This is a genomic window from Luteibacter jiangsuensis, assembly GCF_011742555.1.
Taxonomy (GTDB): Bacteria; Pseudomonadota; Gammaproteobacteria; order Xanthomonadales; family Rhodanobacteraceae; genus Luteibacter; species Luteibacter jiangsuensis.
In genome coordinates this window covers 15066-28620 of the sequence record NZ_JAAQQR010000012.1, presented here as the reverse complement: position 1 = coordinate 28620, position 13555 = coordinate 15066, and the positions used below count along the sequence as shown (strand labels likewise).

Sequence of the window (13555 nt, the reverse complement as noted above, 5' to 3'; positions counted from 1 at the left end):
TCATGCTCGATCTCTGCCGGGAATCAACGCGAGGCGGCGCCCTTCGCTTCACCGTCCCACTGTATGGCCGAGCCCAGCTCTTCATCAGTCAAGGCTAGTTCGTCATCTGCCGTACCGACCTTCACCGCCACGATGTGCCCACCATGGCGCGAGATCTCCGTGGCTCCGGCGCTCGTCAAGCTGTGAAGACGCGTCTCCTCCGACGAGAGCAGGACAAGCAGGGTCTTCGCCCCTTCGACGAAGCGAACGCCGCTGACGGCCCCGCACCGGGAAAGCTCTTCCGAGGTCAGCGGGACCACGCGCACCTTGCCTGCCCACCGTGGAGGGGCGACGAAGGTATATCCGGCTGCCTCGTCGCGCCAGGCGAACCGCTTCATGGGCTCTGGCACGGGCGCATCGGCGCGATGGACGCCCTCCACCGGCGGCACCTGGGGGACAGGGGAAACGCCGAGCATCAAGGCAAGGGCGACGGTCTTCATGGCAACTCCTCCACGAACTGCCGTCCAGCCTACTGCGTATGTGTCGCGAAAGCATCAAGGCGGCAGCCCGCTCCGCTACGCCACAGGCTCCATGTGCACGAGCAGCAGCCGCAGGGTCTCCCTGCCCTGCCAGTCGTTGACCGAAAGCTCGTACGCGGCGCGCAGCCGCGAGGGAGGTGGCGACCCGTCGAAGGCGTTGAACATCACGGCGTCGAGCGGCGCACCGGCCTGCCCGTGGCGCAACTGCAGACGCAGGTGTCGGCTGCCCATCGGTTTCCACGAGACGCACTCGAAACGTCCCTCGAAGACCGGCGGCGGAAAGCCTTGTCCCCACGGGCCCGCGTGACGAAGCTGCCGCGCCAGGTCGAGTGTGTGGTCGCCGTAATCCAGTTCGCCGTCGGTCTGCACAAGTGCCTGCAACCGCTCGTCGTCGATGAGCGCCCTGGCCGTCGCATCGAAGGCGGTAGCGAAGCGATCGAAATCGCCCGCACGAAGGCTGAGCCCCGCCGCCATGGCGTGACCGCCGAAGCGCAGGATCATCCCCGGATGCTTCGCGTCCACCGCGGCCAGCGCGTCGCGGATATGGAACCCGGGAATCGAGCGCGCGGACCCGCGAAGCTCGTCGCTGTCGTCGCCGGCTGGGGCGAATGCAACCACCGGGCGATGGAGCTTTTCCTTGAGTTTGGAAGCGACCAGTCCGACGACGCCGGGATGCCACCCCGCGTCGAACAGGGCGACACCCACCGCGTCGATGTGCGCCGCTTGCGCGGCCATCGTCTCGGCCTCCTCCACCATGCCCGCCTGCATGTCGCGCCGTTCCTGGTTGATCGCGGAAAGCTGCTCGGCATAGCGGCGCGCCATGCCGTCGTCGTCGGTGAGCAGACAGGCCACACCCAGAGACATGTCTTCGAGTCGCCCGGCGGCGTTCAGGCGGGGCCCGACCGCAAAGGCAAGATCGGTGGCCCCCACGGTGGCGAGCGAGCGCCCGCTCGCTTCCACCAGTGCGGCAATGCCGGCGCAGGCCTTCCCGGCACGCATGCGCTTCAGGCCGGCCTCCACCAGGACACGATTGTTGAAATCGAGCGGAACGAGATCGGCGACCGTACCCAGGGCGACAAGATCCAGCAGCGATGCCAGATCCGGTTCGCCGGCAGCAAAGTGCCCGGCTTCGCGCATGGCGGCGCGCAAGCCGAGCAGCAGGTAGAACATCACGCCCACACCGGCCAGCGACTTGCTGGGAAAACCGTCGCCTGCGAGGTTCGGATTCACGATGGCATCGGCCTCGGGAAGCACGTCGCCCGGAAGATGGTGGTCGGTGATCAACACCTGGATACCCCGGGCGCGCGCGGCAGCGACACCGGCCACGCTGGCGACGCCGTTGTCCACCGTCACGATGAGATCGGGAGCGGGGTCGAGCGATGCGACCAGCGCCTCGCTCAAACCGTAGCCATGCACGAAGCGGTTGGGCACCACATGCCCCACGTGGCGTGCACCGAGCAGGCGAAGGCCGCGCTCGGCCACCGCCGTGCCGGTGGCTCCGTCGCAATCGTAGTCGCCGGCGATGACGATGCGGCGACCGTCGAGGATCGCGCGCATCAGCAGGCCGACCGCGCGATCCATGCCGCCCAGCATGGCGGGCGGCAGCATGCGTGCAAGCCGATGCTCGACGCCGTCGGGGGTGCAGACGCCGCGCGCCGCGTACACGCGCTGGATGACCGGGTGTACATGGGCAGGCCAGCCGCTCGGCGCGACTGGAACGACGCGCTGGCGCCAGACCTTGGTTCTCATGCCTTGCGCCAGAAACGCAGACGGTGCCGCTTGTGCAACACCGTGCGCGTGCCGTCGGCGAAAGCGAGGCGAATTTCGGTGCCTGCGAGCAGGCGGGCTTCGATGAAGGGCCACCAATCACTGGCGAAATCGGACGGCTGGACGTCTTGCAGATCCAGTAAACCAACGGCGGCAGCCGCTTCGAAGGCGATATCGCGAGGTTTGCTTGCCGCCATGGCGGCTCCTACAAGGGGGCCGCGAGGCTGGATGTCGACGCCGGCGCGATGCGCGAGGGCCCACTCGAGCAGGTCGTCGCTGTAGATCCTGGTCAAGCCGGTTTCCACCCAGTCCGGCAGCGCGCCCGGCCCCCACAGCCACACACTGTTCACCGGCGGCAGCCCTTGTGCAACACGTGTCCGATTCACCGGGTGGTTGTGCAGCACGATCTGCGCTTCGTTGATCAACGCACGCCAGCGCCGCCCTTCCTCGCCCTTCGGCAAGTGCTCGAACAGATCGGCGCCCAGGGCATCCTCGGGCTCGGGAAACGAGGGCACGTCCACATACGCAGGGACGCGGAGCTGCCAATGCTGCGCATCGCCGACGACGAGTTGCATGCCTTCTGCTTCGAAGGTTTCCGCCAATGCGGCCACGAGGCTATCCGCATCCGCCATGCTCAAGCCGAGGTTGCCGCACGCCAGGAGACGTGCGCCGTTGAGCTCGGGTTGCACCCAGGCCGGGTCGGCTGAAAGCCAAAGCGATGTACCTGCGTCGCCGGCCACCGACTGGCGGATCAACGCCGCAGCCGGCAGTGGTCCCCGCGGCCAGCGAAAGTGCTCCGCAAGCGCCGCGAGGTAACCCGGCATCCCCGCGGGCAAGCGGCTGCCGCGAGCCAGCCAGTCCGCGAACCCGGCCGTGCCGGCAAGCTTCGCGCGCCCGGGCAACAGCACATGGAGAACGCTGCCCATGCTCAGGCCTCGATCTGCTCGAGGATCCCGAGCCATTCAAGTTCGAGGGATTCCTTCTCTTCGCGCAGTGCCGCCTGGCGCTGGCCCAGCTTCATCAGTTCGGCGGTCGAGCCTTCATAGACCGCCGGATCGGCAAGCTTGACCTCGATGGCCACGAGTTCCTTGTCCATGGATTCGATGAGGGATTCGATTTTCTTCACGCGCGCGCGCAGAGGCTTTTCCTTCTCGCGTTCTTCGGCGCTCTGTTTGCGCCGTTCCTTCGCCGAGCCCTGTACCGGCGCATCGGCTGGCGCGGACGCCACGGCCGCCGTCTTGCGCGTGGTGGCCCGGCTGCGCAGCCACTTCGCGTAATCGTCCAGATCGCCGTCGAAGGGTTCCACCTTACCGTCGGCCACGCGCCAGAACTCGTCGCAGACCATGCCCAAGAGGTGGCGGTCGTGCGAGACGAGCACCAGTGCCCCGTCGAATGCGGCGAGCGCGTCGGCCAGCGCTTCGCGCATGTCGAGGTCGAGATGGTTGGTGGGTTCGTCGAGCAGCAACAGGTTGGGCTTGTCCCAGGCGATCAGTGCCAGCGCGAGGCGCGCGCGTTCGCCACCGGAGAAAGCGTCGACGGGTTCGAAGGCCCGGTCGGCCGGGAAGTTCCATGTACCGAGGTAGTCGCGCAACACCTGCGCGCCCGCGTTCGGTGCCTTTTCCTGCAGGTGGTCGAACGGACTCGCGCCCTCGCGCAGGCTCTCCACGGTGTGCTGCGCGAAGTAGCCGATGCGCGTGTCCTTGTGGATACCGCGCTCGCCACGCAGCGGCGCAAGTTCGCCGACGAGCGACTTCACCATGGTGGACTTGCCCGCGCCGTTCGGGCCCAGCAGGCCGATGCGATCGCCGGCTTCGAGGCCGAACGCTATGTCGCGCAACACGACATGCTCGCCGTAACCCGCATCGACGTGGTCCAGTTGCAGCATCGACGTCGGCAGACGCTCCGGCGCGGGAAACGAGAAGCTGAAGGAACGCTCCGCGCGCACGGCCTCGGTGCCGGCCATCTTTTCCAGTCGCTTCATGCGCGACTGCGCTTGCTTGGCCTTGCTCGCCTTCGCCTTGAAGCGGTCGATGAACGATTGCAGGTGGGCGCGTTCGGCCTGCTCGCGCTCATGCGCGATCTGCTGCTGGCGCAGGTGCTCTGCGCGCTGTCGCTCGAACGCGGTGTAATTGCCGGTGTAAAGCTTCGCCGTGCCATCGTGCAGGTGCAACGTGTGCGAGATCACGCCGTCGAGAAACTCGCGGTCGTGCGAAATGATGAGCAACGTGCCCTGGTAACGACGCAGCCATTCTTCGAGCCACAACACGGCGTCGAGGTCGAGATGGTTGGTGGGCTCGTCGAGCAGCAGCAGGTCCGACGGCGCCATGAGCGCGCGGGCGAGGTTGAGCCGGACGCGCCAGCCGCCGGAGAACGACGCCACCGGTTGTTCGTGCGTTTCCGGGGCGAAACCCAGGCCGTGCATCAGACGCCCTGCCCTCGCGCGGGCGTCGTAGCCGTTCACCTCTTCGATGCGCAGGTGCGCGGCGGCCACGGCTTCGAGGTCGCCGGCGTCCAGCGCATCCGACTCGGCCTTGAGGGCGGCAGCCACTTCGATGTCGCCCCCCAGCACGTAGTCGATCGCCGGGTCGGGCAAGGCCGGCGTTTCCTGGGCGACGGAGGCCTGACGTACCTTCGAGGGCATGTCCAGGTCGCCCACCTCCGGCTCGAGTTCGCCCTTCAGGGCGGCGAACAGGGTGGACTTGCCGCAACCGTTGCGGCCGATGACGCCCAGGCTCCAGCCGGTCTGGATGGTGAGATCCATCCGCGACAGCAGGGTGCGGCTGCCCCGGCGCAGGGCGAGATTGCGAAACGAGATCATGGCGAACACGAGGGAAACGGGCGACTGCGCATGATAGCGGCCCCGGGCGCCCACGTCCCCGAAACGCGACACAGCACACAGGCGCGCGAACCGCCGCGCGCCGCCCATGGCGTGCCCCGGGGCGATCTGTTACAACGGCGTCCTGCGCCGCATGGGGAGCGCGACGGAGTCATCATGAACACCTTCAAAGCTGTGTCCACCGCCATCGCGCTGGTTCTGGCGTCCGCCGCCGCGGCTGCGCCCGCTTACGCCGGCGATACCCTGCTCATGCAACGCGTGAAGCAGGAGCAGGCCATGAACCTGCCGAAGAAAGGCATGAGCATGGCGGAGGTGGAACGCCAATTCGGCGCCCCGACCTCGAAGCTCGACGCCCGCGGCGGCGGCAGCCGCAAGCAGCCCGTGATCAACCGCTGGATGTACCCGGGCTACATCGTCTATTTCGAGCGCAGCCACGTCATTCACACCGTGCTCAACACGCCGGCGGGGAACAACACCAACCCCGCCGTTCCGAAGTAGGAGCGCGCCCTGGGGCATCGGCATCGGTAAGCAGGAAGCCTTACAATAGGCGGCTTCCCCCTAGCCGCCCCTCGCCCGCCATGACCGACCGCAACTCCTACCGCCTGCCCGCCGAATGGGAGCCGCAGGCCGGCGTACTCATCGCATGGCCGCATGCCGGAACCGACTGGGCGGAGCGTCTGGCGGAGGTGGAGACCACCTACGTGGCGCTCGCGGCGGCAGTGACTCGCTTCGAACCCCTGCACGTGGTGGTAGCCGATGCCGCCCTTCGCGAGCACGCGCGCGCCGCCATCGCGGCTGCCGGCGCGGAGATGTCCCGCGTTCATTTCATTGAGCTTCCCTACGACGACACCTGGTTGCGCGACTCCGGCCCCATCACGCTCACCGGCCGGGACGGCGTGCTGCTCAACGACTACCGCTTCACCGGTTGGGGCGGCAAGTTCGGCGCCGACCGGGACGACGCCCTCATCGCGGGATTGCTCCAGCGTGGCGTGCTCTCCGGACTGCCCCACCGCCGCATCGACTGGGCACTGGAAGGCGGCGGCATCGAGAGCGATGGCCGCGGCACGATCCTCACCACCTGGAAATGCCTCAACCAACGCCATCCCGACCTCTCCCGCGAGACGATGACCGATACGCTGGTCGAAACGCTGCACGCCGACCGCGTACTGTGGCTGGAACATGGTTACCTTGAAGGCGACGACACCGACGCCCATATCGATACGCTGGCGCGTTTCTCCGAAGATGGCGGCATCGTCTACCAGGCGTGCGACGACGCCAGCGACCCGCACTTCGAAGAACTGGGCCGCATGGCATCGGAACTTGCCGAACTGCGTTCGCCGGAAGACAAACCGTATGTGCTCCATCCGCTGCCCTGGGCCCAGCCGATCCTCGACGAGGGACGGCGGCTCGCGGCGTCGTATGCGAACTACCTGATCGTCAACGGCGCGGTGCTCGTACCGGCCTACGGCGACCGGGTGGACGCCGCGGCGGCGCGGATCATCGGACTGGCCCACCCGGGCCGCGAAGTGGTCCAGGTGCCGTGCCGTCCGTTGATCTGGCAGAACGGCAGCCTGCATTGCATCACCATGCAGCTGCCGGCGGCGATCGCCGCCTGATTCACCATTGCAAGCGCGGCGCGTGCCGCGCGAGGACTGTCCGCCCATGACCCGCAAGACCCTCAAGGTCGCCCTGCTCCAGGAAACCGACCGCGGAAGCCGCGACGCCAACCTCGATGCGATCGAGGCGGGCCTGCGCGAAGCCGCGAAGGCCGGCGTCGAGCTCGTGTTGTTGCAGGAACTGCACAACGGCCCGTATTTCTGCCAGCGCGAGAGTGTCGAAGTGTTCGACCTGGCCGAAACCATTCCCGGTCCGGGCACCGACCGCATCGGCAAGCTGGCCGAGGAACTGAAGCTCGTCGTGATCGCGTCGATCTTCGAAAAGCGCGCTACGGGCCTGTATCACAACACGGCGGTGGTGTTCGATCGTTCGCGCGAGATCGCGGGCAAATACCGCAAGATGCACATCCCTGACGACCCGGCGTTTTACGAGAAGTTCTACTTCACGCCGGGCGATCTCGGCTTCGAGCCGATCAGCACCTCGGTCGGCAAGCTGGGCGTGCTCGTGTGCTGGGACCAGTGGTATCCGGAAGGCGCTCGCATGATGGCGCTGGCCGGGGCGGATCTGCTGTTCTATCCCACCGCCATCGGCTGGGACCCGAACGATTCCGACGATGAGAAAGCACGTCAGCGCGAGGCGTGGATCACCGTGCAGCGTGGTCACGCGGTCGCCAACGGTCTGCCCCTGCTTGCGTGCAACCGCACCGGCTTCGAGGCCGATCCGTCGAACGTGGGAAGCGGCATCCAGTTCTGGGGTTCCAGCTTCGTTGCCGGGCCTCAAGGCGAGTTCCTTGCCCAGGCGGGCACCGACGGCCGCGAACTGCTGATCTGCGACGTGGACATGGAGCGCAGCGAGCACGTGCGGCGGATCTGGCCCTTCCTGCGCGACCGCCGCATCGACGCGTACGGCGACCTCACCAAACGCTTCCGCGACTGAACCCGCCCGGACGAGCCACCGCATGATTCCCGCCGAGAACCTCGCGCCACCCGCCGCCCTGGAAGGGCAACCCATCGAGCGCATGACGCGCGACGGCGTCGAGTACGTCATCCTCGGCACGGCCCACGTGTCGCGGGCGAGCGTACAGGCCGTCGAAGCCCTGCTGGAAACGGAGCCTTTCGATGCCGTGGCAGTGGAGCTCTGCCCCAGCCGCGCGCACGGCATCCGCGACCCGGAAGCGTTCAAGCAGATGGATCTGTTCCAGGTGATCCGTCAGGGCAAGGCCGGCATGGTCGCGGCGAGCCTGGTGCTCGGTTCGTTCCAGAAGCGCCTGGCCGCGCAGTACGGCATCGAGCCCGGAGCAGAGATGAAGGCGGCCATGGACGGTGCCGACGCTCGCGGCATCCCCGTGTGGCTGGTCGACCGCGAAGTCGGCACCACCCTCAAGCGCGCGTGGCGCAGCGTGGGCTTCTTCCAGCGCTTCGGCCTGATGGCCGGTATGCTCGGCAGCGTGTTCGAACGCGAGGACATCGCCGAGGAAGACATCGAGAAACTGAAGCAGTCCGACCTCCTTGAAAGCGCCTTCAGCGACTTCGCCGCCGGGTCCGCGCAGTTGTACCGGGCGCTGATCGCGGAACGCGACGAATTCATGGCCGCGAAACTGCGGGAGAACGCCGCGGCAATGGACGTCGAAGCACCGAGCCGCAAGGTGCTCGTCGTGATCGGCGCGGGCCATCTGAAGGGCATGAGCGCTCAGCTCGCGGAACAACATGGCGACGCGCGCGCCGTGGCCGACGAACTGGCCGTCACCCCGCCGCCGGCGACGTGGCCGAAATATCTTGCGGTCGGCGTGGTGCTGGCGATCTTCGCGGCCATCGGCTTTGCCTTCTATCGCAATCCAAGCCTCGGCGCCGATGCCCTGAAGAACTGGATCCTGCTCACGGGCGGATTGTCGGCATTGGGGGCGCTTATCGCGGGTGCGCATCCGCTGTCCATCGTGGCTGCCTTCGTCGCGGCGCCCTTGAAGCCGTTCCGCCCGGGCATTCCCTCGGGCGCCGTCAGTGCCATGGCCGAGGCATGGGTGCGCAAACCCCGTGTGCTCGACTTCGAGCAGCTGCGCGACGACATCACCCACTGGACCGGATGGTGGAAGAATCGCGTCGCACGCACCCTGCTCAATTTCTTCCTGGTAAGCATCGGCACGATTGCGGGCGAGTACATCGCCGGCATTCACATCATCCGCAGCCTCTTCTGAGCCCGAGTTGTCCCCCGTTGCGGCTGGCCTCTATACTTCCGGGGCTATTCAACCCCGGCCCCGCCCGGCACCCAGGGAACTCTTAATGAAGCGTCTGCAACTGGTTGGTCTGATTGCTGTAGCTCTGTGCGCCGCATCCGCCGCGCATGCCGAAGGGGACAAAGCCAAGGGGCGGGAACTCGTCTACACCTGCAACGGCTGCCATGGCGTGCCGGGCTATGCGAACGCGTACCCGGACTACCACGTGCCGCATATCGCGGGGCAGAACGAGCAGTACATCGTCAACGCGCTGAAGGCGTACAAGAGCGGGGAACGCAAGCATCCGACGATGGGCGCCCAGGCGCAGAGCCTGTCCGACCAGGACATCTCGGATATCGCCGCCTATCTTTCCAGCATCGCCAAGTAAGTCGCCGAGGACGAACGATGACCCGTGGGTTTTCCCTGATTGCCATCGGCGCGCTCCTCGCGCTGACCGCCACCCAGACTTTCGCCGCCGGTGATCCGGCCCGCGGCAAGACCAAGATCGCCACCTGCGTGGCCTGCCACGGGCAGGACGGCAACTCGGTCGATCCGCAGTATCCGCGTCTGGCCGGCCAGTACGCCGACTATCTCGCGCAGGCGCTGCACGAGTACAAGGACGGCCAGCGCAACAACGCGATCATGAAGGGCTTCGCCGCCACCCTGTCGGACCAGGACATCCAGGATGTCTCGGCGTACTTCTCGACGCTGCCGTCGAAGCTGCAGGGCCTCGAGAACCATATCCAGGGCGATTAACTGTGGGAGCCGGCTCCGCCGGCGATCCCGCGACAGCGGGCACGCTTGCCGCGAGCACCCATCGCCGCTGAAGCGGCTCCCACATCAAGCCGCCAGATCGCTCAAACGGCCTTTGCGAAATAGGGTTTCTCGCCCGTATCGTGGTCGGTGGCGTCGCGGACTTCGGTGACCTCGGGAATCCGCTCGCGCAAGGTCTTCTCCACGCCGTTCTTCAACGTGACGTCGACCATGCCGCAGCCGTGGCAACCGCCGCCGAAACGCAGCACCACGACGCCTTCGGCCGTGACCTCCACCAGGGAGATGCGCCCGCCGTGCGAGGCAATCTGCGGCGCGATTTCGGTCTCCAGCACGAACTGCACGCGCTCGACGAGCCCCGCGCCTTCGCCCGGGGCGTCGCCCTTGATGCGCGGTGCGCGAATGTTGAGCTGGCTACCGGTGGGCGTGGTCTCGTAGTCGATCTGGGCCGGGTCGAGCCAGCGCATGCTTTCCGTGTCGACGTAAAGATTGAAGCCCGCGCACTCCACGGTCCATTCGTCGCCCTGCAATTCCGACGGGGTGCAGAATTCCAGTTCGCACTGGGCTGATGGCGTGCCGGCCGCAACCACGCGCAGGCGGATGCCAAGGCCATCTTCGCCCTGTTGCGCGAGAAGGCGCAGGAAATGCGCTTGCGCGCGTTCCGAGATATCGATCATGACGGCTCCGAAGGGAGGGCCCGGCCAGGAACGCCGGAAAACAGCACCATTTTAGTACGCTTTTGAGGTGGACGCCGCCTTTTGACAATTCAACCGGCCCCGCGCCAACCTTCGCGCTTTCCCGTAACGGACGCACTCTCATGACCCTCTCCCCTCTTGCCGCCCAGCACTGCCAGCCGCGCAAGGGCGCGGCGCACGCGCTGGATCGGGCAGCCGTCGACAACTACCTCGCCGGCCTGCCGGGATGGACCTTGAGCGCGGATGGCAAGGCGATCGTGAAGGACTTCCGCTTCCCCGACTTCCACCATACGCTGGGCTTCATCAATGCCGTGGGCTTCATGGCGAACCAGGAAGACCACCATCCGGACCTCGAAGCCGGCTATGGCCATTGCCAGGTGCTCTGGTCGACGCACGACGTCGGTGGCCTCTCGTTGAACGATTTCATCTGCGCAGCACGCGTCGAGGCCCTCCTGGATCGCTGACGTGCGCCATCCGGGCCTTCGCTGGCTGACGGCGGGTCTCGTCGCCACGGCGCTCCTGTCGGCCCTGCCGTATGTCGCGGCCGCCGTGGTCCGCGCGGCCATCGAGTCGCAGAGCGCCGCCGAGCGGGCAAGCTACGCGACCGGCGGCTCCCCATGGTCCTGGCACTTCCGCCGACCCGACGACGTGGTGGCAGGGCGGGCCTTCGGCAGCGGCACCTTGGAGACAAGCCCGGGCGGCCTGACCTTGCGGGCGGACCGGGCCGGTACCGCTGAAGTCGGCCTGCCGTTACCCCGCCCCGTGGACCTGACCCGACTCGGTACCCTGGAATGGCATGCCTCCGCGTCGGCACCGGGTCAATACGGCGTTGCCGCTCGCGAGAGCCTCGACGGGCCGCTCCTTCAGGCCAGCCTGGGGACGCTGCCGCCTGCAGGGCTGCCCCGCGCCATCGATCTGCGCGCGTTGGCCTGGACCGATACCGGCGGACGCCGTGTTGGGCCGCCGGCGCGGGCGGCCATGTTGCGCCTGCAAGCGACCCTGCCTCCTGGGGCGACCCTCGTGCTCGACAGCGCCGCGCTCCTTCCAGGTCATGGCGTCCTCGCGCCGCGCACCGCCGGACTGCCAGCCGGCCTCTCGGCCGAGGAACTGCTCGCGTGGCGCGACCGTCAACGCGACAAGGATCCCCTGCTGACGTTCGGCACCGCGTCCGCCCCCGAGCGAGCGCCCCCCTGGGGGGCCTGGCTTGCCCCTGCCATCTACATGCTCATGCTCGGCGCATCCGCTGCCAGGAAACGGAGACGGGGCGGCTGGCGGGCCACTCCGATGTCCGATCTGCTGGACGCGGGGCTCGTGCTGGTCGGCCCGCTGTGGTTCATCGCGGGCATGGGCCTTGGGACGAGCCCGTCCTCATCCGGGGTGACCATGTTCGCGACGGGGGTCGTCTACGCGCTTCTCCTCGCGCTCGGGCGAAACCTGCCCGGCTGGCGAGGGCTCGGCGACTGGCGCCACGCCGGCTGGCCGCTCCTCGCCATCCCGACGGCGCTCGCCCTCGTTCACGTCTTCGGCCATACGCTGCAATGGCCGCCGGCCGGGCGGATAGCGATCTATCTCGGCTGGGCGATCTTCCAGCAATGGCTGGTGCTGGCCGTGGCCGGCGCCCTGCTGGCGCGAGCCCTGCCGCGCCCCGCGGCAGTGCTGCTGACGGCGCTGGCATTCGCCCTGCTGCACACGCCGAATGGGCTGTTGATGCAACTGTGCTTCGTGGCCGAGCTGGGCTGGGCGTGGTGGTATTTCCGCCGCCGCGCGCTGTTGCCGGTGGCGATCGCGCACGCGGCAAGCGCGGTGGTGCTGCAAGCCGGGCTGGCGGGCGGCATGTTGCGCTCCCTGGAGGTCAGCGCGCGGTTCCTGCAGTGATCGAAGAGTTCAACCGCGCAGATTGTCCAGGAACGTCTTCAAATCGTCGGGCAACGGGGCCGAAAAATCGTAGTTCTTGCCGCCGAGGTCGAAACTCATCCTCGACGCATGCAGAAACATGCGCTTCAGCCCCTTGGCCCGGAAGCGCTTGTTCGCCTCCTCGTCGCCGTACTTCGGGTCGCCGGCCAGGGGATGCCCGATGTACTGGGCATGCACGCGGATCTGGTGGGTGCGGCCGGTGCCCAGGGTGGCCTGCATAAGGCGGGAGCCGGGGTACTGCTCCAGTTCCTGGAAGAAGGTGAGCGACGGCTTGCCGGCATCGTCGACCCGAACCATGCGCTCGCCGCCATGCAGAACGGACTTCAGGAGGGGCGCATTGACGTCGAACTTCGCCTTCCGCGGGGTCCCCGTCATGAGGCAGAGGTACTGCTTCGTCACGGCATTGTCGCGGATCAGGGCCTGGAGGCCGGTCAGCCCGGGGCGGGATCGCGCCAGGACCAGGACGCCGCTGGTGTCGCGGTCGAGGCGGTGCACCAGCTCCAGGTGCTCGTTCGGCCGGGCGGCGCGCAGCAGCTCAATCGCGCCGTGGCTCACGCCGCTTCCCCCGTGGGCGGCGATGCCCACCGGCTTGTCGATGACGAGGAAGTGCTTGTCCTCGAAGATGACCGCGTCGGCCACGGCCTTCATCATGCCCGACGGCGCGACGCCTTCCTCGCGTTCGGCCACCCGCACGGGCGGGATGCGAAGCATGTCGCCTAGCGCCAGCCGGGTCTCCGGCTTCGCGCGCTTGCCGTTGATCCGGACCTGGCCCGTTCTCAGCAGGCGGTAGACCAGGCTGCGCGGCACCCCCTTGAGGAGGGTCATCAGGGCATTGTCCACCCGCTGACCGTCCCGTTCGGGACCGATTTCGACCTGGCGCACACCTTGGCCGCCGTCGAGGGAAGTTGCCGTCTGCATTGATAAAACTCGAAATTGATAGGATACTCGGCGAGCGCCAGGCTCCGCTGAAGACTCATCTCTCGCGGGGTGCCGGTGCCGCCGCGTAAGGCGAGTGTGACGCCGTTCCGGCCGAGGGGTCGGAAGGCGAGAACACCCCACATCGTAGCGGTTCGGGTTGCGGTTGTCCGGCTAATCCGTAGGGACGCGGACCGGTTGCAAGGCGCTTATTCACGAATCACGCCGGGTCCAGGTATCGGTCCCGGATCCCATGCCGCTTGAAGCCTCACCGCTGCGGCGCGATCCCCGGCAGGCCGCCACTAGGCGCCAC

14 protein-coding genes are annotated in these 13555 nt (G+C 67.4%); 8 read left to right on the top strand and 6 right to left on the bottom strand.

Annotated features, from left to right (window positions below):
• Positions 1 to 23: 23 nt before the first annotated feature.
• From HBF26_RS18410 to HBF26_RS18395, 4 genes are all read right to left on the bottom strand, one after another.
• Entirely contained in the window at positions 24 to 479 is a 456-nt protein-coding gene (locus HBF26_RS18410; RefSeq protein ID WP_167129540.1) for a hypothetical protein, read from the bottom strand.
• 75 nt (positions 480 to 554) lie between these two features.
• A complete protein-coding gene (recJ, locus tag HBF26_RS18405; RefSeq protein WP_167129538.1) occupies positions 555 to 2267 on the bottom strand; it encodes a single-stranded-DNA-specific exonuclease RecJ in 1713 nt (570 codons plus the stop codon).
• Positions 2264 to 3211 carry a phosphoglycerate mutase gene (locus HBF26_RS18400; RefSeq protein ID WP_167129537.1) on the bottom strand — a complete coding sequence of 316 codons (948 nt, stop codon included), beginning with the start codon at positions 3209 to 3211 and terminating at the stop codon, positions 2264 to 2266. Before HBF26_RS18400 ends, recJ begins: the two co-directional genes overlap by 4 nt.
• Positions 3212 to 3213: 2 nt before the next feature.
• Positions 3214 to 5103: an ATP-binding cassette domain-containing protein gene (locus tag HBF26_RS18395; protein WP_167129535.1), complete on the bottom strand. Its 1890-nt coding sequence runs from the start codon at positions 5101 to 5103 to the stop codon at positions 3214 to 3216.
• Between the two features lie 174 nt (positions 5104 to 5277).
• Here HBF26_RS18395 and HBF26_RS18390 point away from each other — a divergent pair, with 174 nt between their 5' ends.
• The 6 genes from HBF26_RS18390 (at position 5278) to HBF26_RS18365 (ending at position 9703) form a co-directional block, all read left to right on the top strand.
• Positions 5278 to 5619 (top strand): hypothetical protein, encoded by a 342-nt coding sequence (locus tag HBF26_RS18390; protein ID WP_167129534.1) that lies wholly within the window; start codon positions 5278 to 5280, stop codon positions 5617 to 5619.
• An 80-nt stretch (positions 5620 to 5699) separates the two neighbouring features.
• Complete coding sequence (locus tag HBF26_RS18385) at positions 5700 to 6737, top strand: agmatine deiminase family protein (RefSeq protein WP_167129533.1); 1038 nt, start codon at positions 5700 to 5702, stop codon at positions 6735 to 6737.
• 46 nt (positions 6738 to 6783) lie between these two features.
• The gene (locus HBF26_RS18380; protein WP_167129531.1) at positions 6784 to 7674 is read left to right on the top strand and encodes a carbon-nitrogen hydrolase; all 891 of its coding nucleotides are present in this window, start codon (positions 6784 to 6786) and stop codon (positions 7672 to 7674) included.
• Positions 7675 to 7696: 22 nt separating this feature from the next.
• Positions 7697 to 8929 carry a TraB/GumN family protein gene (locus HBF26_RS18375; RefSeq protein ID WP_167129530.1) on the top strand — a complete coding sequence of 411 codons (1233 nt, stop codon included), beginning with the start codon at positions 7697 to 7699 and terminating at the stop codon, positions 8927 to 8929.
• 85 nt (positions 8930 to 9014) lie between these two features.
• On the top strand, positions 9015 to 9335 hold the full coding sequence (locus tag HBF26_RS18370) for a c-type cytochrome (protein WP_167129529.1): 321 nt from the start codon (positions 9015 to 9017) through the stop codon (positions 9333 to 9335).
• A gap of 17 nt (positions 9336 to 9352) precedes the next feature.
• Entirely contained in the window at positions 9353 to 9703 is a 351-nt protein-coding gene (locus tag HBF26_RS18365; RefSeq protein WP_167022970.1) for a c-type cytochrome, read from the top strand.
• A 101-nt stretch (positions 9704 to 9804) separates the two neighbouring features.
• Here HBF26_RS18365 and HBF26_RS18360 read toward each other — a convergent pair whose 3' ends face one another.
• A complete protein-coding gene (locus tag HBF26_RS18360; protein ID WP_167129527.1) occupies positions 9805 to 10395 on the bottom strand; it encodes an NfuA family Fe-S biogenesis protein in 591 nt (196 codons plus the stop codon).
• Positions 10396 to 10535: 140 nt separating this feature from the next.
• On the opposite strand from HBF26_RS18360, the gene HBF26_RS18355 reads away from it, so the two are divergent.
• Positions 10536 to 10877 carry a 4a-hydroxytetrahydrobiopterin dehydratase gene (locus tag HBF26_RS18355; RefSeq protein WP_167129525.1) on the top strand — a complete coding sequence of 114 codons (342 nt, stop codon included), beginning with the start codon at positions 10536 to 10538 and terminating at the stop codon, positions 10875 to 10877.
• A 1-nt stretch (position 10878) separates the two neighbouring features.
• Positions 10879 to 12288 carry a CPBP family glutamic-type intramembrane protease gene (locus HBF26_RS18350; protein ID WP_167129523.1) on the top strand — a complete coding sequence of 470 codons (1410 nt, stop codon included), beginning with the start codon at positions 10879 to 10881 and terminating at the stop codon, positions 12286 to 12288.
• 9 nt (positions 12289 to 12297) lie between these two features.
• Here the strand turns inward: HBF26_RS18350 and HBF26_RS18345 are convergent, their stop codons facing one another.
• Entirely contained in the window at positions 12298 to 13245 is a 948-nt protein-coding gene (locus HBF26_RS18345; protein WP_167129522.1) for an RluA family pseudouridine synthase, read from the bottom strand.
• Positions 13246 to 13555 lie beyond the last annotated feature (310 nt).